The sequence below is a fragment of the Anaerosporobacter sp. genome, from assembly GCF_031551385.1.
GTDB lineage: Bacteria > Bacillota > Clostridia > Lachnospirales > Lachnospiraceae > Anaerosporobacter.
This window is the reverse complement of sequence record NZ_JAVBNS010000189.1, coordinates 1-21152: the sequence shown is the minus strand read 5'-3', so window position 1 is coordinate 21152 and position 21152 is coordinate 1. Positions and strand designations below refer to the sequence as shown.

Here is a 21152-nt window from a genome sequence, read left to right as displayed (position 1 = left end):
AAAGATAGAATAGAAAAATTCTCTATGACTCAAAAATGGTGTAATAAGAAAACCGATTTTTGGAATCATAGAGAATTTTTTCTATAAAAATAGTTTTATTAAATAAAAAAAGTGTGAAACATTGAATATTCTAGGGATTTTGAATAAAACTACTTGACAAAAGACAAGATGGAAATTAAGATAATAGTAATAATTAGCTAAAATTAGCTAACAAGAATATGGTAGATATTGCGCCACAATAAAATGTTTATCATAATAAAAATGCTTTTATAATGTTTGTTCTAGTCAACATTTTGATAAAAACAAATGAAGAAGGGGAAAAATTATGGCTAAAGCAGTGAAATTAGCAGATATTGCTGTTAAATTAAATGTTAGTACGGTAACAGTTTCGAAAGCCTTGTCGAATCAAAAGGGTGTAAGTGAGGAACTTAGAGAAAAAATCAAGAGATTAGCTGATGATATGGGATATCGCCAACCGTCAACGATTAAGAAAGAAGCAGAGAATACAAGCTACAATATTGGTGTTGTTATAGGGGAATTGTTCCTTGATAAATACCAATCATTCTATTGGCAGATGTATCAAGCTGTTACGACAAAAGGTGTTTCAAAAGGTTGCTTTACCTTATTAGAAGTAGTTAGTAAGGAAGAAGAGAATGGTTTGTATATGCCGAAATTAATACAGGAACAAAAAGTAGATGGTCTTATCGTAATTGGTAGATTAAATGATGCTTATTTGGCTCAAATTAATAAATTTGCAGGAGTACCAATTATGTATCTTGATTTTTATAATGATAAAGAAACTTGTGATGCGGTTATATCGAACAGTTATTTTGGTTCTTATATGTTAACGAAACATCTAATTGAGATGGGACATAGAAAAATTGCTTATGTAGGAACTATTTTAGCAACAGATAGTATAACAGATCGTTATTTTGGATATGCCAAAGCTCTAATGGAGCAAGGGATAGAAATTAATAACGATTGGGTTATCAATGATCGTACAGCAGATATAGCGAAGATTTATGTTGATCCTAAAACATTGTTATTGGAAGATATGCCTACAGCATATGTATGTAATTGTGACTTAACGGCTAGTTATGTTGTTAAAATATTGCAAGAAGCAGGATATAAAGTACCAGAAGATATCTCAATTGTTGGTTTCGATAACTATCTATATCCAGGAATGTGTGATGTTGGAATTACTTCTTATGAAGTTGATTTTAAAGAAATGGCAAAAAATGCGATAAACAGTATGGTGAAGAAGATAACAAATACGATGTATAAATCAGGAGTAGTTATTGTTCAAGGAAAAGTAATACACAAGGAAAGTGTTGCACGAATCAACTAGATATGTGTTTCGGTTCAAATGATAAAAGATAAGCACATTTTACATAGGTATCGAATATAATGAAACAAACCGCCTATGGAGAGATTATGTGGCTACAATTAGTTTGTGTTTGATTGTGAAGGACGAGGCTGCCAGACTAGACAATTGTCTTAAATCAGTAGCAGAGGCTGTTGATGAAATTATTATAGTAGATACAGGCTCTACAGATGAAACAAAAGAAATTGCAAAGAGATATACAGAACATGTCTATGATTTCGCGTGGTGTGACGATTTTTCAGCAGCTCGGAATGAATCGTTTCGATATGCAACCAAAGATTATATATTGTGGTTAGATGCGGATGATATCTTAAAGCCAGAAGACTGTGAGAAGTTGCAGGAATTGAAGATGATAATACCTGAACATACAGACGTGGTATATTTTATCTATAATTATGCATTTGATAATAACGGTAATCCAACGTTAACATTTAAAAGAGAACGTTTGGTGAAACGAAGTGCTAATCCAAGATGGGTAGGTTTTATTCATGAGTATATTGAAATTCAAGGGAATACACTTGAATCAGATATCGTTGTTACTCATACTCGTGAGCATGGGAATGCCGACCGTAATCTGAATATTTATAAGAAAAAGATGGAAGAAGGAGTTTGGTTTTCGTCAAGAGATCAGTACTATTATGGAAAAGAACTATATTATCATGGTATGTTTGATGAATGCATAGAGGCTCTTGAGAAGTTCATTGCGTTATCAGGCTGGATTGAAGATGAACTGGATGCAAATAATAGGCTTGCTGATTGCTATTTATGGAAGAAGGATTATAGTAAAGCAAGGCAATGTATCTATCGAAATTTTGATAAGGCAATACCGAGAGCGGAATCTTTGTTTCGGTTAGCAAAAACATATCAGGCAGAGAGAAGATATGCAGAAGCGATATATTGGTATGAATTAATTTATAATACGAGTAAGCCAATGGATACAATGGGATTTCTGTTCGATGAATATTGGACTTGGATGCCACGTATTGAACTGTGTGTGTGCTATTATTATACAGGAAATGTCGCGAAAGCAATTGAGCAAAATGATTTGGCGGCAGTATATGTGCCAAATAATGATGCAGTTAAATTTAATCGTACATTTTTTGATTCTCAGGAAAGTTCACCTCTTTGAATTAAAAAATCGTTGCGTAATAAGTATGAATTGAAGCCAACGGCTCGTAAGACAGGAAGATAACTGTTTTACGAGCCGTTGTTTTGCAAACTATTCAAATATTACCTTTCCCATATTTATTTTGGGGTAGCATCACAAGTAATTTATGGTAAATATGGTTATAGATTCTGAAAGAATTGTTGATTATATAGCGCACTTTTATTAGTAGAATCGAGTTCCAATACTTTGTCGTTATATTTTATAGATTCAGCAAGGTTTCCTTTTTTATAGTGGCATACACAGAGTTGAATAAGGGAAGAAATCTTTTTCGAATATGCCTCTTGATTGATAATCGGATGGAGAGAATCTTCAATTATCGTTTGATACCAGTAAATTGCTTGGTCGGTCTGATTCATTTGATAGAAAAGTGTTGCGATTGTATAGCACATGTTGATGCTTGGAACGTATTGTTTCATATAACGAAATGCATACTCTAAGGCATTGCTATATTGTTCCTGAATTTCATAACAGGCAATGATATATTCATAGGCACGTTTAATTTCATAGGAATTGTCGTAGGAATCGTCTAGAAAATCAGTTAATATAGTGATACAACGCTCATAATTTTTCGCCATGAATAACTCTCCACCAAAGAAATATTTTTCATGAGGAAGAAGGGAATACCCATCTGCGATTCTCTTTTCGTAGTTTGGTATATATCTTGAATAGTGTCCGTGGTCGCTTGTATGGGTAATATGAATTAAGGAATCATAACGAGTTCCTTGAACGACTAATTCTTCATGTACAAAGTAACGCCAGTAGAATCCAGCACCATTGCGTATTAATTTATCTCGTGGAATAGAGAGGATACATTCCCCCTTTTCATTGAATGTGATGTCGTAAATCATGGAAACGATATCGATAGTTGGTGATAGGTTTTGTTTTAATTTAAATAGGGCAAGGCGGTCTTTTTCAAGTAGGATGTCATCAGCATCTAACCACAGTATATATTCTTTTGTTGCCAGTGAGAATGCGTAATTTCTTGCAGCAGAAAAATCATTAATCCAAGTGAAATGGTAGTCCATATCACAATAGTCCCTAATAATAGCTTTTGTTCCATCTGTAGAGCCGGTATCAACAATGATATACTCGTCAACAACACCCTTTACAGATTCTAAGCAGGCACGTAAACACTGTTCTTCGTTTTTGACAATCATACATAAACTAATTGTTATCATATTACATCACCTATTCCTCTTTTGATTTATATGCAGTTTCAATTAATTTTAGGTTGTTTTGTAATCTGGTATCATCAGGAGTATAGGTAAGAGCTTCTTTGGCAAATGACAACGCTTCTTCGTATCTACCAAGATAAAAACAGGCAATTGCACCGAAATCATATAAGGTATCTCCCCAAGAACTTTCTTCATCTAGATAAGATCCTGTTCGGCGTGTATTTGATAAAGCATCTTTAACAAGTTGGTATAGGGTAAGCCAATCCTGTTTACTATATGCGATTTTTGCATATGCAATATAGGTTTCTCTTACAGCAGGAGCTTCTAATATCGCTTTTTCTAACCAGTTAATTGCCTCATCTGTCTGATTTTGCATGTTGTAGCAGTTGGCGATAAAGCGCATGGAGGCACATCGTTCTTCTTTCCAAGTGGCAGTAGGGAGTGTTAAATGATATTTAAGTGTTTCGATTGCTTGTGGATACATCTCATGAAACATATATTCTCTGCCCAGATAGTGAATATTGCGGTCATAGAGAGGGTAATCTTTTGCAGAAAGTTCAAGTAGTTTTAAGTAATTACTTCTTGATTTTGAAACATCTGGATAATGTTTGAGATGGATTCCTTGATGAATCGCATAGTTATCACGTCCACTTCCACTATATTCAAGAACTTCATGTACAGGATAAATCCATTTGAAATCTTTTCGTTTATGAATCTTTTCATATAGAAATGTGACGATTGGAGTACCATCTGGATGGAAACCAAAGGTATAAGAATATCGAAGTCTTGTAGTTTTATCCGTCCAGACTTCTTCTATTTTTTCTCTCCAGCCAGGTTCGAAGAGTTCATCAAAATCTGTACAGACGCAGATATCAACATCTTCTGGGACGAAAGCTAGGGATTCGTTTCTAGCAATATCAAACCGCCATGGTTCGATATGAATGGAGTGCACCTCAACTCCAAGAGATGTAAGCAGGAGAACGGTATTATCTGTAGAACCTGTGTCTGCAACTACGATATAATCGGCTTCTGACATGGAAGAGACCCACTTTTGCACAAATTTCTCTTCGTTTTTGGATATTGCATAGACGCATATTTTATATTTGCACATAACAAACCTCCTTAGGTGATGTAGTATAGATTGGATAAGTGGCAAATTTACTAGTTATTTAATTAATATGAAAGATGCAGTTCTTGTATTATGCTTTTTGTGATTTGTGTTCACAATTGTATCTTGGAGAGTGAAATTTTGAATCGTTATTGTTTCTATTATTAAAGGACGACTGTATCAATTGGAATGAGGTTTTTCGTTGATATTGTCGTCCTTCATCTTTTAACTTAGAAACATTTTGATAAATGCGATGTTTTAAGTTGAAGTACATCAGTTAGAAAACATTTATCATGTTAACTCGTACCTAAAGCAGCATTTAAGAATACGTTAACAACACCCTCTGTTGAATCGGCAGCAGCATATACTACGAATAATACACGTGTACCAGCGGCAACAGAGGCATTAATTGTTCTGCTTGCACCATTTGAATCATTTGTTGCAGGTGCATCAAATGTTATATTGGCACCAGCTAGAGGTGAGAAGGTAGTACTTGTAGCAGATGCAACATATACTTGTGCTGTAATTGTAGCATTATCAGCTGTTACGGATTGACCAACTGCACTAGCAGAGATGGAAGTGAATGTTAAAGCTCTTGGCGCTATGAATGCAAAGGATTGTATATTGTTTACTACTGTGATATCTGCGTTAATTGTAATGATCTGATTTGTATTGTTACCGAAACCAATGATAGCAGCATTTCTTGGGTCGTTTCCAGTGTCTACACCTAATGCAATGTTATCTCCTGAGGCGTATGCGATGATTCCGCCAGTACCATTTGCACCAGGAGCACCAGTAGCACCAGTAGGGCCGGTAGGGCCAGTAGGACCATTAGCACCATTAAGACCAGTAGGACCAGTAGGACCAGCAACACCATTAGTACCATTAAGGCCGGTAGGGCCAGTAGCGCCTCTAGGGCCAGTAGGACCAGTAGCACCTCTAGGGCCTATAGGACCTCTGCAACAGCGATGACAGCAGTTGCAATTACAACGTGGATTGCAAGAATTGTTGCATTCAGAGGAAAAATTAGATTCGCACATGAAATCACTCCATTAATATTATTTAAAATTTATTTTGTATCATTAATATTTATTAACCATAATTGTATGTGGTTTCGTAAAAATAAGAATGATGGAATCAATACTTTTTTTTGTAAGAATAACAAGTATTGATAGTATATACTATTCTTGGAATTACAATATGTGACAAAATTCTAGATTATTTATGAAAGAAGATGAAACATAAGAAAAAGTAGAACATGTAAAAAACGTTTACATGTTCTACTTTTTTTGACATTATTCTAATATATCATAAGCTTGCGAAGTTGAATCCTTTTTGTAAACATGCAAAGTGTTTTCTCTATCACATGTTGCTAGGAATACTTCTGATGGTTCGTTAACTTGATGTGCTTTTAGTTGAGTGTGTAACCAAGATTCATTTTTACCAGTATGCTTTAGGTTATCAGTCATGATATGTCCATCAATAATCACGTTTGCAACAAGGTAATCTTGATTAAGAGTTAGATTCATATCTTTTCCTGTTATTGGACGTTCATCTGCCAGAGGAAGAATACTAAGCTTGCCATTTGGTTCAAGGATAATTGTTTGAATTGTGGATAAGTCAAAGTAACCAGCTACTCTACATTGACATAAAAATTCGCCAAGGTCAAGTTTTGCTTTTCGTAAGCTTTTTTCATAGATAACACCATTATCATATAAAACAGCAGGTTTTCCTGTAGCAATACGGCGGAACTTAATTGACTTGCTCGTTAATTCGGAGATTAATATTACGATAAGAGCATAAACAATCATAGCAGTAAAAGGTTTAGCGGCATCTGTGAATTCTGTTGTTGCCATTTCTGCAGCAATAGAACCGATTGTGATACCATTGATATAATCAAACATAGTTAATTGGGACATCTCTCGAATACCCATTAACTTGCTGAGAATGAATAAGGTAACAATAGAACCGAGAGAAGTAAGTATTACTTGTATAATTTCCATAATGTCTCCTATCTGCGCTAATTTGAATTGTATTTTGAAGCGAATTTAAGAGTAGTATGTTCTGATTTTATAAGAATTATGTAGGATTTAACATAGAAAAAAGACCTATCTTTCGATAGGTCTAAACAAGCTTGTTATGTCTATTGTAAAATAAGCGTGAATAAATCACAATTAAGCAATTTTGTTAACAGCTACACTTAAGCGAGAAATTTTTCTTGCAGAAGTATTTTTGTGATAAACACCTTTTTTAGTTGCTTTATCAATTTCACTAATTGCATCTCTTAAGCAAGCTTTAGCAGTTGCAACATCACCAGCAGCTACAGCAGCGTCTACTTTCTTGATAGCAGTCTTTACTTTAGATTTAATTGCTTTGTTTCTCATTGTTCTGATTTCAGTAACTGTAATTCTTTTTTTAGCAGATTTAATGTTAGCCAATCTGTACACCTCCAAAAAATAGTTTATAATAATAAGTTATTAAGTTTTTGTTTCATTAGTCCCCGGACACGGACGTGCTAATGTAAACATACTCATATATTGTAGTATAAGAACGAAATTCTGTCAATACATAATTTCGAGATTTAATGGAAAAACTGAATGTAATGCAATTTACGAATGCAAAACTTTGTAGGTTTTCAAGCATATTTGCTGTTGTCCTCTAACAAAAAACACGCTACACACCTAAGAACTTCTAAGTGTGTACGGATTGATATCAAAAATGGTACGGAAACGCCTTCGATTCGGCATCCTGCCTCAGGTGAGGACGACGATACCAATTTGAACCCGCCTCAAGTAGCGTATTTTGGCGAATTACTTCGTTATCGTCCTCGTCTTGCGCTAGCAAGACTTCGTCCTCTGGCCTTGTAATTCACCAAAATTCACTGCTTGAGGTCGAAGATTTTTGAAGTGGATATTTTGCGAATGCGAAGGCAGTTGAATGAGGCGTAGCGGGCTACGCTGATTGAAACTAACGAACGCATTCACAAAATAGCAACTTCAAAAACGAGGTTTAAATTGGTATTGCCGTCCTAACTCGGCGTCCATGCCTCGCCTTCCTAGGTTGTGAATGTACACACTAAGAAGTTCTATAGGTGTTTCGCTATCGTTTTTTCGTTAGAGTACACCAGCAAATATGCAAGGAAAGGGAATGAAGTTTTGCATATTAACTTTGCTGAGACACAAGTACATGGAAAATGACAAAGGAATAAGAAAAGAAATAGGAAAAGGAATAAGAAAGGATAGAGAGTGTGATATGAAAGAAGAATTAAAGAGAAGTAATGCAAGTTGTAATGCGAGGACAGACTTGGCATTGGAAGTAAGAGAAAGTTTTGAAGAAGATAATGTTGAGATATCTGGTGTTGTATTGGAAGAAGATTATGTGAAAGATAAGGATATTAAAATTACAAGGGTGGTTATTAAAGATAAGCATGGGCAGGAGGCAATGGGAAAACCGATGGGGACGTATATTACAATAGAAGCTCCTCATCTTCAAGAGGATGATGAATCTTATCATGAACCATTGACTGAGGAGATTGTAAGATATATCAAAGAGCTTCTTGGTGATTATGAAAAGGGGGAAGTTCTTATTGCGGGGCTTGGCAATCGGGAGGTAACACCAGATGCACTTGGGCCAAAAGTAGTTGATAACTTATTTGTAACAAGACATCTTATTAAAGAATATGGGGAGGAATTTAAGACAAAAAACAAAATGGAGTCAATGAGTGCCATTGCGCCAGGGGTTATGGGGCAAACAGGTATGGAGACAAGCGAGATTTTGAAGGGAATTATCAAACAGACAAAGCCAAAATGTATTATTGCAATCGATGCGCTGGCAGCACGAAGTGTATCAAGATTAAACACAACAATACAGATTACGGATACAGGAATTAGCCCAGGTTCAGGTGTTGGAAACCATAGAAATGCATTAAATGAGGAGTGTCTTGGTGTAAAAGTAATTGCGATTGGCGTTCCTACCGTTGTAGATGGTGCGACGATAGTGAATGATACATTGGAACGTTTTTTAGATGGAAAAGGCTTCTCAGAGAAAGAAATGTATACATTTATGGCAGAGGTAAGAGAAAAGATGGTTTGCAACATGTTCGTAACGCCAAAAGGAATTGATGATGCAGTAAAGAGAATTAGTTACACTATTTCAGAAGCATTGAATCAATGTTTTTGCCAAGCAATGTAAATCACAACAGTTTTCGCTAATGTACTATAACATAAGATTTATGATACAAGTGAGTCGCGAATACCTTTAGTTATAGTACGTTAGCAGAAACAAAAATCATGTTAGATACTTCAACGAATAATACGAGATTGCAAGAATATAATATAAAGAAGAATTGTTAAAGGTTTCTTTGTATGCATTTAATACAGCAAGAATGGAAGGGAGGGAAATGTGAAAGCACAGTCTTTCATAGATGTGGAAAGGGTATGAATGTGATGGATAATAAGAGAAATATATGGACTTCCTTGCAGCGGATATTTTGGATTGGAGTATCTTTTCTTGCAATTATAATTATTATAAAATGTTGTGCGGTTACTACAAAAACAGATTTTTCAGATACATTTGGGCAGGTTGTGCATGAGATGATAAGTGATTTTGGTGTATCGATCTATCAAGGGCAATCTCACTATCTGTCTTATATGGTGGAGTCAACAGTTCTGCCTGAAATAGAGGATAGCAATCCTATATTCAAATTTATGACAAGCATGTTTCCCATTCAGCAGTATACAATATCGGAGAAGATGCAAATGGTTATGAATGGGGAAGAGGGAGAAGAAGATACGGATTTTATGGAAGTTATGAAATTGATGACAAATGAAAATTTTATGAGTAGGAATTCAGGATTAGGAGAAGATGATTCCACAACAGAAAGTGCGGAGCTGTTTGCAGAAGGTGAGTTATCTTATGTAGAAGGAAATCCAAGGGATTCCTATTATGAAGAAGATAGTGTGGAGGTAAATTCAACAGCAGTGGTGAATAATGCAGTGCTAAACAGAATTCAAACATTAGAGAAAGGAAGAGATTATACCTATCTAATTAAGAATTTCTACATTGTAGATAATCTTACCTATACAACGAATAAGGAATTTAATGTAGATAAGATGCTGAATAAAGATTTCTCGATAACAATCGATTCGGATAAACCACAAGTTTTAATTTATCATACACATGCTACGACGGAAGCATTTGCAGATAGTAGAAAGAACAAAGTGGAAGATACGATTGTTGGGATTGGAACGTATCTTACAGAAATACTGGAAGATGACTATGGAATTAATGTATTACATGATACAAGTACATATGATTTGATGAGTGATGGTTCAAAGGATCGAAGTAAAGCGTATGATTATTCGCTTAAAGGAGTTACTAAAATATTAGAGGAGAATCCATCAATTAAGGTGATTATAGACCTTCATAGAAATTCAGGAGATCGTGTTGTCACAACAATTGATGGTAGGGATACTGCACCAATTATGTTATTCAATGGAATGAGTAGAAATGCAAATGGCGATATTGCCTATCTTCATAATGATAATTTAGCAAATAATCTAGCATTTAGTTTGCAAGTTGAGTTACAGGGAATGAAAGAGTATCCAACATTAATGAAACGAATCTATCTAAAGAATTATCGATACAACTTGCATCTGTTACCGAGAGCGTTGCTAGTAGAGTTAGGAAGTTCGAATAATACAGTGGAGGAAGCACGCAATGCAATGATCCCTTTTGCCAAAGTATTGTATCAAGTGTTATCAGGAAATACAACAAAGTAACATCGTGAACGCGCAAATCTTCTTGTGTCTGCTAGTTTCGTATGATATAATGCTTCATAGAAATATGGATAATAAGCCGATTATAGGTCGACAGTTTCGAGTGTATTTTGTCGGTCTAGGCTCAGGAGGAATATATATGGCGCATATCGACCAGAGTAAAATAAGAAATTTTTGTATTATAGCACATATTGATCATGGTAAATCAACATTAGCAGACAGAATTATTGAAAAAACAGGTCTACTTACAAGTAGAGAGATGCAGGCACAAGTGCTTGATAACATGGAATTAGAGCGTGAAAGAGGTATCACAATTAAAGCACAGACTGTTCGTATTGTATATAAATCGAACGACGGTGAGGAGTATATCTTCAATTTAATTGATACTCCAGGGCATGTTGACTTTAATTATGAGGTATCTCGAAGCCTTGCAGCGTGTGAAGGAGCTATTCTGGTAGTAGATGCTGCACAAGGTATTGAGGCACAGACATTAGCAAATGTATATCTTGCACTTGATCATAATCTTGATATTATGCCAGTTATCAATAAGATTGACTTACCAAGTGCAGAACCAGATCGTGTTAAGAATGAGATTGAAGATGTAATAGGTTTAGAGGCTGGAGATGCACCGCTTATCTCAGCGAAGAATGGTATTAATATTGAAGAAGTATTGGAACAGATTATAACAAAGATTCCAGCACCACAAGGAGATGCAGAAGCTCCGTTGCAAGCATTGATCTTTGATTCTATCTATGATGCATACAAGGGAGTTATTATCTTTTGTCGTGTAAAAGAAGGTACTGTAAAACGTGGTACTATGCTTAAGATGATGGCAACAGGAGCAACAGCAGATGTTGTTGAAATCGGTTACTTTGGTGCAGGACAATTTATTCCTTGCGATGAGTTGTCGGCAGGTATGGTTGGTTATATTACAGCAAGCCTTAAGAATGTAAAGGATACTCGTGTAGGTGATACGGTTACCGATGCAAACAACCCATGTGCTACAGCGTTGCCAGGTTATAAGAAAGTAAATCCAATGGTTTACTGTGGTATGTATCCAGCAGATGGTGCTAAGTATGGTGATTTACGTGATGCGTTAGAGAAATTACAATTAAATGATGCAGCATTACAATTTGAAGCAGAGACATCGGTTGCATTAGGATTTGGTTTCCGTTGTGGATTCTTAGGATTACTACACCTTGAGATTATTCAAGAACGTCTTGAGAGAGAATATAATCTTGATATTGTAACGACTGCACCAGGTGTTGTTTATAAAGTATATAAGACGGACGGACAAGTGATTGAAGTAACAAATCCATCGAACTTGCCAAATCCATCTGAGATTCTATACATGGAAGAACCAATTGTTAGTGCAGAAATCATGGTAACAAAAGAATATGTTGGTACGATTATGACATTGTGTCAAGAAAGACGTGGTGTATATCTTGGCATGGAATATATGGAGGAGACAAGAGCACTTCTTAAATATGACTTACCACTGAATGAAATTATCTATGATTTCTTCGATGCATTAAAGTCAAGATCAAAAGGATATGCATCTTTTGATTATGAAATGAAAGGATATGAAAAGTCAGATCTTGTTAAACTTGATATCCTCATTAATAAAGAAGAAGTGGATGCCTTATCATTTATCGTACATTCAGAAACTGCTTATGAGCGTGGAAGAAAGATGTGTGAAAAGCTAAAGGATGAGATTCCAAGACACTTATTTGAGATTCCAATTCAGGCAGCAATCGGAAGTAAGGTTATTTCAAGAGAAACTGTAAAAGCGATGCGTAAAGACGTTCTTGCGAAATGTTATGGTGGAGATATCTCAAGAAAGAGAAAGCTTCTTGAAAAGCAAAAAGAAGGTAAGAAGAGAATGCGTCAAGTAGGTAATGTAGAGATACCACAAAAAGCATTTATGAGTGTATTAAAATTAGATGAAGACTAGAAATATGGAGAAGAATCCAATAGGAATCTATATTCATATCCCTTTTTGTGAAGCGAAATGTGCCTATTGTGATTTCTTATCTGCACCATCAACTAGTGCAAATAAGAAACGGTATGTAGATGCTTTGATTCAACAAATCAAAGAATACTCGTATCTAAAGGAAGAATACTATGTTCGAACAATATTCATAGGAGGGGGAACACCAAGCAGTATAGAACCTATGGATATAAGAAGAATTCTTGAGACGGTATATGAAACATTTGCTGTGGAAGGGGATAGAAGCAATGTGGATAGGCAGCAGACGTTGCAAGACGGTAATGACATAGAAATTACGATAGAGGCAAATCCAGGTACGTTGACGAGAGAAAAGCTACTTATATATATAAAGAGTGGTATCAATCGAATTAGTATGGGATTGCAGTCTGTGAATAATAATGAATTAAAACTACTTGGACGTATTCACACGTATCAGCAGTTTGAAGAGAATTACCACCTTGCAAGGGAATGCGGTTTTACAAATATTAATATTGATCTTATGTCGGCTCTTCCGAATCAGACAGTTGCTACTTGGGAGAACACATTAAAGACAGTCGTTAAGTTAAATCCAGAGCATATATCAGCCTATAGTTTGATTATTGAAGAGGGAACACCATTCTATGAACGTTATGCACAAGGTGATGAGTTGCCTAGCGAGGAAGAGGATAGGCAGATGTATTATCTTACAAAGAATCTTCTGAAAGAAGCAGGATATGAGCGATATGAAATCTCAAATTACGCGAAAGCAGGATATGAGAGTAAGCATAACTCTTCTTACTGGGAGCGTATTGACTATATCGGTTTTGGGCTGGGAGCATCTTCTTGTCTGCAGAATACTCGTTTCCATAATGAAGAGGATTTGATGAGATATATAGTGCAAGGAGAATATTTGCAGAGTCAAGATGTATGTTCTACCGATGAAAACAAGATCGAGAACCCAATCAAAAAGTTTGAACAACAAGATGTACAACAGCTTACACTTGCACAGCAGATGGAAGAGTATATGTTCCTAGGTCTAAGAATGATGAAGGGCGTTGATATATCTGAATTTGAACATCAATTTGAAGTTCAGTTTGAAACAATCTATGGAAATGTTGTGAAAGAAATGATTTCGGATGATTTACTAGTTAGGAAGAATGAATATCTTATGTTAACAGAACGAGGTATTGATCTAAGTAACTATGTTATGTCAGAGTTTTTACTATAAGGAATGACAAGGACTATTGTACCAGCTAAATGATGGTAAATGGTCCTTTTTTCCTGATTTCCTACAATACAATTTCTCGCAAAATATGATATAATGGTAATAAGGACGACAATACTAATGTGAATCTCATCGTCCTAGTTAAAACTAGACAGAAGGGAATGGCAGCAATGTTACAGAGAGAAAATGTTTTAAAACATAGATGTTTAATAATTGTAGTATTGATTATATGTATGTTAGCTCCGAATATCTATACAGAAGTGCCTGTGCAGGCAAAAGGAAAGACATATAAGATAACAACAAGTACAAAGCCATGTGATACCTCCGAAAAATATACAACATATAATAAATATACAAAGCATTATTATGTGTTGCTATCTTATCTAAAAAGATTAGAGGAGGAAGGCGGTGGAACATTAGAGTTAGCGAAGGGGATATACACGATATCGAATACGCTGTATGTTCCATCGAATGTAACGATAAAGCTAAAAGATGGTGTAAAGATTGTAAAAGGAAAGAAATCAGGAACAAGCAAATTTACGGCATCGAAATCAATCTTTCAGTTTTGTGCATATTCGAAAAGCAGTAAAAAAGGCATCTATAAAAAATACAATGGAGAATCATATATATCAATCATTGGAGAGGGGACAGCCATTATCGATATGGATTATGATGAAGATGCAGTTGGGATTATGATGTGTCATAATCGTAGTATTAAGATAACAGGAATAACATTTCAAAACATGCATAGTGGACATTTCATTGAGATGGATGCATCAAAGACGGTGACAGTTAAGAATTGTACATTTAAAAATCATAAAGATTCTTATAATAACAATAAAGAAGCAATCAATCTTGATACACCAGATAAGAATACGAACGGGTTTCATGCAGATTGGAGTTCTTATGATAAAACAGCGAACGAAGATGTTTTAATCTCGGATTGTACATTCAAGAATCTGGAACGTTCCATAGGAACACATAAGTATTCACAGAATAAACTACATACGAATATACAGATTCTAAACAATACAATAACAAATTGTGATCAAGATGCCATTCGTGTAATGAATTGGAAAGAGCCAATTATCAAAGGGAATACAATAACAAATGTTGCGAATAAGAAAGCAGGACTACGTGCGATTCTTATGAGCGGAGTAACGAATCCACAGATTTCAGGAAATGTATTTAAGACAGTTTCAAGACCAATACAGATTATGCCATGGCAGAACACTGGCGACGGTGATGAATATGATATCATATACAATGCAATTAGCGATGCTTGTATTGAGATTATGAAGAACAACACATTAATTGATGGAGATGAATATTTTATTCGCTATAGTAAGGATTATGATGAATTTAAAAAGAATAAGGATAAGATTCCATTAAAGCAATAGGGAATATAAAGAACTGTCAATATACATAATAATGTGTGTTGGCAGTTTTGTTATTACAGTTCACAGTAACGTTTTCTTTATAAAAATAAAAAAAGTTGCAAAATAATCTTGACAAAAGAATTGCTTAGTGATATTTTATTTATATCGATATTAGCACTCTACTTGAATGAGTGCTAACAATCAAAAAAACCTAATGGTTCTTATTGAATAATAAGAAGGGAGTGGTCTGGTGCAGTTAGATGATAGAAAGTGGAAGATATTACAGGCAATTATTCGTACCTATTTGGAAACGGGTGAGCCAGTGGGATCAAGAACAATATCAAAAGATTCGGATTTGAATCTAAGCTCTGCAACCATTCGAAATGAAATGGCAGACCTAGAAGAATTAGGTTATATTGTTCAACCACATACTTCTGCTGGTAGAATTCCTTCTGACAAAGGATATCGCTTATATGTTGATACCTTAATGGAGGATAAAGAACAGGAAGTTCAAAGTATGAAGGAAATCTTAATCGAGAAAGCGGATAAGATGGAACTCTTGTTACAACAAGTTGCCAAGATGTTGGCACAGAATACGAACTATGCGACGATGGTAACAACACCGAAGTATCGTCATAGAAAAGTAAAGTTCGTACAATTAAGTGAAGTTGATGAGGAACAAATTCTTCTTGTTATTGTTTTAGAAGGTAACATTGCGAAGAATAAATTTATAACATCAACGCAAATAATAGAAAAAGAAATGATTCTGAAATTAAATATATTGTTGAATACATTTCTTCAAGGTTTGGATATTACAGGTATCAATTTATCCGTAATCCAGAAGATGAAAGAACAAGCAGGAGCACATGGAAGTCTTGTAAGTGACATCTTAGATGCAGTTGCAGTAGCAATTAGCGAAGAAGATGACCTTGAGATATATACAAGTGGTGCAACGAACATTTTAAAATATCCAGAACTAAGCGATACGCAAAGAGCGTCAGAATTACTCTATGCATTCGAAGAGAAGAAACTTCTAACGGATTTAGTAACGGATAAGAGAGAAGATAGAGAGAATCGTGGCATTCAGGTATATATAGGAGATGAAACACCTGTTGAATCGATGAAAGATTGTTCCGTAGTAACAGCAACTTATGAAATAGAAGAAGGTGTCTATGGAAAAGTTGGAATCATCGGTCCGAAACGTATGGATTATGAACGAGTAGTAGGAACTCTTCAGAATATGATGAGTCAACTCGATGATATTTTTAAAAAGAAATAGTAATATCTGATTAGGGGAAAGGTGGTAGTCGAAAAGTGGCTGATCAAGAAATGATGAAAGAGGAATTAGAACAAGAAACAACAGAGGAAACGGTAGAAGCTACAGTAGAAGATATCGAAGATGTTGGTGAAGAGGAAATAACGGAAAGTGATGAAGATACTGAAAAGTCATCAAAGTCCTTCTTTAAGAAAGATAAAAAGGAAAAGAAAGATAAGAAAGACGCACAAATCGAAGAATTAAAAGATAGATCCATGCGCCAAATGGCTGAATTCGAGAACTTTAGAAAACGTTCTGAAAAAGAAAAATCGCAGATGTTTGAAATTGGTGCAAAAAGTATCGTAGAAAAGATACTTCCTGTTATTGATAACTTCGAAAGAGGTTTAGGAGCAATTACAGAAGAAGAAAAAGAAAGCGCATTTGTACAAGGAATTGAAAAGATTTATAAGCAAATGGTTTCTTCTTTAGAAGAAGCAGGTGTTGTTGCAATTGAAGCAGTAGGGAAAGAGTTTGATCCAAATCTTCATAATGCAGTAATGCATGCGGAAGATGAAAATTTTGGTGAGAATACAGTATCAGATGAATTCCAAAAAGGATATATGTATAAAGATTCTGTAGTTCGCCACAGTATGGTTAAAGTTGTTAATTAATAAATAGATAAACTATTATGTATGTGAATTGATTATATTAGGAGGAAATTAATTATGAGTAAAATTATCGGTATTGACTTAGGAACAACAAATTCATGTGTAGCTTTTATGGAAGGTGGAAAACCAGTTGTTATCACGAATGCAGAAGGTGTTAGAACAACTCCATCGGTTGTTGCATTCACAAAAACAGATGAAAGATTAGTTGGTGAACCAGCAAAACGTCAAGCAGTAACAAATTCAGACAAAACAATTGCTTCAATTAAGAGACATATGGGTACAGAATATAAAGTAGCAATCGATGATAAGAAATTCTCGCCACAAGAAATTTCTGCAATGGTTCTTCAAAAATTAAAAGCAGATGCAGAAGCTTACCTTGGTGAAAAAGTAAATGAAGCAGTTATCACAGTTCCTGCATATTTTAACGATGCTCAAAGACAAGCAACAAAAGATGCTGGTAAAATCGCTGGTCTTGATGTAAAACGTATTATCAACGAGCCAACAGCAGCAGCATTAGCTTATGGTCTTGACAATGAACATGAACAAAAAATCATGGTATACGATTTAGGTGGTGGAACATTCGACGTATCTGTTATTGAAATTGGTGACGGTGTTATCGAAGTATTAGCTACAAGTGGTGATAACAGACTTGGTGGTGATGATTTCGATGAAAGAGTTACAAGATACATGATCGATGAATTCAAAAAAGCAGAAGGCGTTGATTTATCATTAGATAAAATGGCTCTTCAAAGATTAAGAGAAGCAGCTGAAAAAGCAAAGAAAGAATTATCATCAGCAACAACTACAAATATCAACTTACCATTCATCACTGCAACTGCAGAAGGTCCAAAGCATTTTGATATGAACTTAACTCGTGCTAAATTTGATGAATTAACTCATGATTTAGTAGAAAGAACAGCAACTCCAGTTCAAAACGCACTTCGTGATGCTGGTATCTCTGCAAGCGAACTTGGTCAAGTATTATTAGTTGGTGGTTCAACAAGAATTCCAGCTGTTCAAGATAAAGTAAAACAATTAACTGGTAAAGAAGCAAGTAAAACTCTTAATCCAGATGAATGTGTAGCTCTTGGTGCATCTATCCAAGGTGGTAAATTAGCAGGAGATGCAGGCGCAGGAGATATCCTTTTACTTGATGTTACTCCATTATCATTATCAATTGAAACAATGGGTGGTGTAGCTACTAAGTTAATCGAAAGAAATACAACAATTCCAACTAAGAAGAGCCAAATCTTCTCTACAGCAGCAGATAACCAAACAGCAGTTGATATCAATGTAGTTCAAGGTGAAAGACAATTCGCTAAAGATAACAAATCACTTGGACAATTCAGACTTGATGGTATCGCTCCTGCTAGAAGAGGTGTTCCTCAAATCGAAGTTACTTTCGATATCGATGCAAATGGTATCGTAAATGTATCTGCAAAAGATTTAGGTACTGGTGCTGAACAACATATCACAATCACAGCTGGTTCTAACATGTCAGATGCAGATATTGAAAAAGCAGTAAAAGAAGCTGCTGAATATGAAGCACAAGATAAAGCTCGTAAAGATGCTGTTGATACTCGTAATGATGCAGATGCTATGGTATTCCAAACAGAAAAAGCATTACAAGAAGCTGGTGATAAATTAGATGCTAACGATAAAGAAGCAGTAGAAGCTGACTTAGCTCGTTTAAAAGAATTAATCGAAAAGAGCAATCCAGAAGTTATGTCAGAAGGCGAAGTTGCAGATATCAAAGCAGCAAAAGAAACATTAATGACAAGTGCTCAAAACTTATTTGCTAAGTTATATGAACAAGCACAAGGTGCTGGTCCTGATATGTCAGGCGCAGGCCCAGATATGTCTGGTGCTGCAGATTCTTACCAAGATGATGTAGTAGATGGAGATTATAGAGAAGTTTAAGATTAGAGATAGGTAGATTTTTCTTGACGAATGTAAGAAATTTCAGTATTATAAGGCTTATGGGTCCGTCCCGAAGCAAAATGATAGGCGGTCTAATGAATAGGCTGCCTATTATTCTATCGTAATGCAAAGAATGATAAATTTGCGATATTTAATCAAAAAGAAGTCTCAATACATAGTGATTTGATTGAGATGAAGTATAGATATTTAGTGGTAGGAAAGTTGATATAGTGATGTCACAATAGAAAATACATAGTTAGATTTCTTGTGACGGTTAGGAGACAATAGCATGGCAAATAAGAGAGATTATTATGAGGTTCTTGGTGTAGCCAAAACAGCAAACGATGCGGAGATAAAGAAAGCGTATCGTGTGTTGGCAAAAAAATACCATCCAGATACAAATCCAGGTAATGCGGAAGCAGAAGCAAAGTTCAAGGAAGCGTCAGAAGCATATGCAGTATTAAGTGATGCAGATAAGAAGAGACAATATGATCAATTCGGTCATGCAGCGTTTGAAGGTGGTGCTGGTGGCGGAGCTGGTGGATTTGATTTTAATGGAATGGATATGGGAGACATCTTTGGAGATATCTTCGGAGATATCTTTGGCGGTGGAAGAAGCCGTTCACGTAGCAATAATGGTCCAATGAAGGGGCAAAACATTCGTACAAGTGTAAGAATTACTTTTGAAGAAGCAGTTTTTGGTGTTGATAAAGAATTGGATCTTACGTTAAAAGAGGATTGTGAAACTTGTCACGGAACAGGAGCAAAACCTGGAACAACTGCACAAACCTGTTCAAAATGTGATGGTAAAGGTCAAGTTGTATTCACACAACAATCACTATTTGGTATGGTAAGAAATGTGCAGGCATGTCCAGACTGCCGTGGAACAGGTAAGATTATCAAAGACAAATGTACAGATTGTAGCGGAACAGGTTACATTAGTAGAAGAAAGAAGATTACAGTTACGATTCCTGCTGGTATTGATAATGGTCAAAGTGTACGTATTCGTGGAAAGGGAGAACCAGGTGTTAACGGCGGTGAAAGAGGAGATTTACTTGTAGAAGTTGTAGTAAGCAGACATCCAATCTTCCAACGTCAAGATTATGATATCTTCTCAACAGCACCAATTTCATTTGCACAAGCAGCACTTGGTGGTGATGTAAGAATTAGTACAGTTGATGGTGATGTTTATTACACAGTAAAAGCAGGTACACAAACAGATACAAAGGTTCGTTTACGTGGTAAAGGTGTTCCAACATTACGAAACAAAGATGTTCGTGGCGATCATTATGTAACTTTAGTTGTTCAAGTTCCTACAAAATTGAATGCGGAGCAAAAAGAATTGTTACAACAATTTGATGAGTCTGTTAATGGTAAGAAAGCAGATTCGGCTGAGGGTTCTACAGAACAGCATGAAGAAAAGGGCAAGAAAAAAGGTTGGTTTAATAAATAAATTAGTGGAGAGACATTTATTCATTTGAACATGGTGGAAGTACTTGTGTACTTTAATATTTATGATGCAAAACTTTGTATATTTTCGAAGTGTCTTCACTAATGGTCTCTAATACAAAACACGCTACACACCTGAGAACTTCTAAGTGTGTACGGAGAGGTGTTTAGAAGTCACGGAAACGCCTTCGATTCGGCATCCTGCCTCAGCTCAGGCTGGCTCGGCGTCCATGCCTCGCCTTCCTAGGTTGTTGATGTACACACTAAGAAGTTCTATAGGTGTTTTCGCTATCGTTTTTTTATTAGAGCTCATTAGCGAAGACACAGGGATAGATATTGAAGTTTTTGCATGTCAAGGTTGATGATACACAAGTACGGGCAAGGTTTTGAATGAATAAATAGCTCATGATTATAGAGTAGTAGCAACGAGTAACACCATTTAAGTGTTTCAAAAGATAATAGAAAGGTTATCGGAATTGAATTTCCGATTGCCCTCAGTGTAGAATTTTATTTCATAGAAATAGCATCCTTACTTGATCTGACCCCAAAAAGTTAGACATGTTAAATGCTAAGCAACTATCAAGGATTGAATTCTGTATTGAACAGGACTCAGTCCTTTTAGTTTACTCTTTATCCGTTTGTTATTATAGTAATCTATGTACTTCTCTAATTCAA

General features: G+C 35.5%; 17 protein-coding genes. 11 read left to right on the top strand and 6 right to left on the bottom strand.

The window, feature by feature from the left end; genetic code table 11:
- Nucleotides 1-325: 325 nt before the first annotated feature.
- Nucleotides 326-1348 carry a LacI family DNA-binding transcriptional regulator gene (locus tag RMR19_RS15030; RefSeq protein WP_310604312.1) on the top strand — a complete coding sequence of 341 codons (1023 nt, stop codon included), beginning with the start codon at nucleotides 326-328 and terminating at the stop codon, nucleotides 1346-1348.
- A gap of 88 nt (nucleotides 1349-1436) precedes the next feature.
- Complete coding sequence (locus RMR19_RS15025) at nucleotides 1437-2513, top strand: glycosyltransferase (RefSeq protein WP_310604311.1); 1077 nt, start codon at nucleotides 1437-1439, stop codon at nucleotides 2511-2513.
- Nucleotides 2514-2671: 158 nt separating this feature from the next.
- On the opposite strand, the gene RMR19_RS15020 is transcribed toward RMR19_RS15025, so the two are convergent.
- The 5 genes from RMR19_RS15020 to rpsT all read right to left on the bottom strand — a co-directional run bounded on the left by RMR19_RS15020 (nucleotide 2672) and on the right by rpsT (nucleotide 7273).
- A complete protein-coding gene (locus RMR19_RS15020; RefSeq protein ID WP_310604310.1) occupies nucleotides 2672-3730 on the bottom strand; it encodes a tetratricopeptide repeat-containing glycosyltransferase family 2 protein in 1059 nt (352 codons plus the stop codon).
- 10 nt (nucleotides 3731-3740) lie between these two features.
- Nucleotides 3741-4838 (bottom strand): tetratricopeptide repeat-containing glycosyltransferase, encoded by a 1098-nt coding sequence (locus RMR19_RS15015; protein ID WP_310604309.1) that lies wholly within the window; start codon nucleotides 4836-4838, stop codon nucleotides 3741-3743.
- Between the two features lie 293 nt (nucleotides 4839-5131).
- Nucleotides 5132-5875, bottom strand: a complete 744-nt coding sequence (locus tag RMR19_RS15010) for an exosporium protein (RefSeq protein WP_310604308.1) — start codon at nucleotides 5873-5875, stop codon at nucleotides 5132-5134.
- 255 nt (nucleotides 5876-6130) lie between these two features.
- Complete coding sequence (locus RMR19_RS15005) at nucleotides 6131-6838, bottom strand: DUF421 domain-containing protein (protein ID WP_310604307.1); 708 nt, start codon at nucleotides 6836-6838, stop codon at nucleotides 6131-6133.
- 171 nt (nucleotides 6839-7009) lie between these two features.
- The gene (gene rpsT / locus RMR19_RS15000; RefSeq protein WP_310604306.1) at nucleotides 7010-7273 is read right to left on the bottom strand and encodes a 30S ribosomal protein S20; all 264 of its coding nucleotides are present in this window, start codon (nucleotides 7271-7273) and stop codon (nucleotides 7010-7012) included.
- 814 nt (nucleotides 7274-8087) lie between these two features.
- Between rpsT and gpr the strand changes: the two genes are divergently transcribed.
- From gpr to dnaJ, 9 genes are all read left to right on the top strand, one after another.
- A complete protein-coding gene (gene gpr / locus RMR19_RS14995) occupies nucleotides 8088-9026 on the top strand; it encodes a GPR endopeptidase (protein ID WP_310604315.1) in 939 nt (312 codons plus the stop codon).
- Between the two features lie 245 nt (nucleotides 9027-9271).
- Nucleotides 9272-10615, top strand: a complete 1344-nt coding sequence (locus RMR19_RS14990; protein WP_310604305.1) for a stage II sporulation protein P — start codon at nucleotides 9272-9274, stop codon at nucleotides 10613-10615.
- Nucleotides 10616-10751: 136 nt separating this feature from the next.
- Entirely contained in the window at nucleotides 10752-12566 is a 1815-nt protein-coding gene (lepA, locus tag RMR19_RS14985) for a translation elongation factor 4 (protein WP_310604304.1), read from the top strand.
- Nucleotides 12556-13809, top strand: a complete 1254-nt coding sequence (gene hemW / locus RMR19_RS14980) for a radical SAM family heme chaperone HemW (RefSeq protein ID WP_310604303.1) — start codon at nucleotides 12556-12558, stop codon at nucleotides 13807-13809. Before lepA ends, hemW begins: the two co-directional genes overlap by 11 nt.
- Before the next feature lie 158 nt (nucleotides 13810-13967).
- On the top strand, nucleotides 13968-15206 hold the full coding sequence (locus RMR19_RS14975; RefSeq protein ID WP_310604302.1) for a right-handed parallel beta-helix repeat-containing protein: 1239 nt from the start codon (nucleotides 13968-13970) through the stop codon (nucleotides 15204-15206).
- Nucleotides 15207-15435: 229 nt separating this feature from the next.
- A complete protein-coding gene (gene hrcA, locus RMR19_RS14970; RefSeq protein ID WP_310604301.1) occupies nucleotides 15436-16464 on the top strand; it encodes a heat-inducible transcriptional repressor HrcA in 1029 nt (342 codons plus the stop codon).
- 50 nt (nucleotides 16465-16514) lie between these two features.
- Complete coding sequence (grpE, locus tag RMR19_RS14965; RefSeq protein WP_310604314.1) at nucleotides 16515-17111, top strand: nucleotide exchange factor GrpE; 597 nt, start codon at nucleotides 16515-16517, stop codon at nucleotides 17109-17111.
- A 54-nt stretch (nucleotides 17112-17165) separates the two neighbouring features.
- A complete protein-coding gene (gene dnaK, locus RMR19_RS14960; RefSeq protein ID WP_310604300.1) occupies nucleotides 17166-19028 on the top strand; it encodes a molecular chaperone DnaK in 1863 nt (620 codons plus the stop codon).
- Nucleotides 19029-19317: 289 nt separating this feature from the next.
- Complete coding sequence (dnaJ, locus tag RMR19_RS14955; RefSeq protein WP_310604299.1) at nucleotides 19318-20481, top strand: molecular chaperone DnaJ; 1164 nt, start codon at nucleotides 19318-19320, stop codon at nucleotides 20479-20481.
- A 564-nt stretch (nucleotides 20482-21045) separates the two neighbouring features.
- Here the strand turns inward: dnaJ and RMR19_RS14950 are convergent.
- Nucleotides 21046-21152 (bottom strand): IS3 family transposase (locus RMR19_RS14950; RefSeq protein WP_310604313.1); only part of this gene is annotated, 107 nt, incomplete at its 5' end.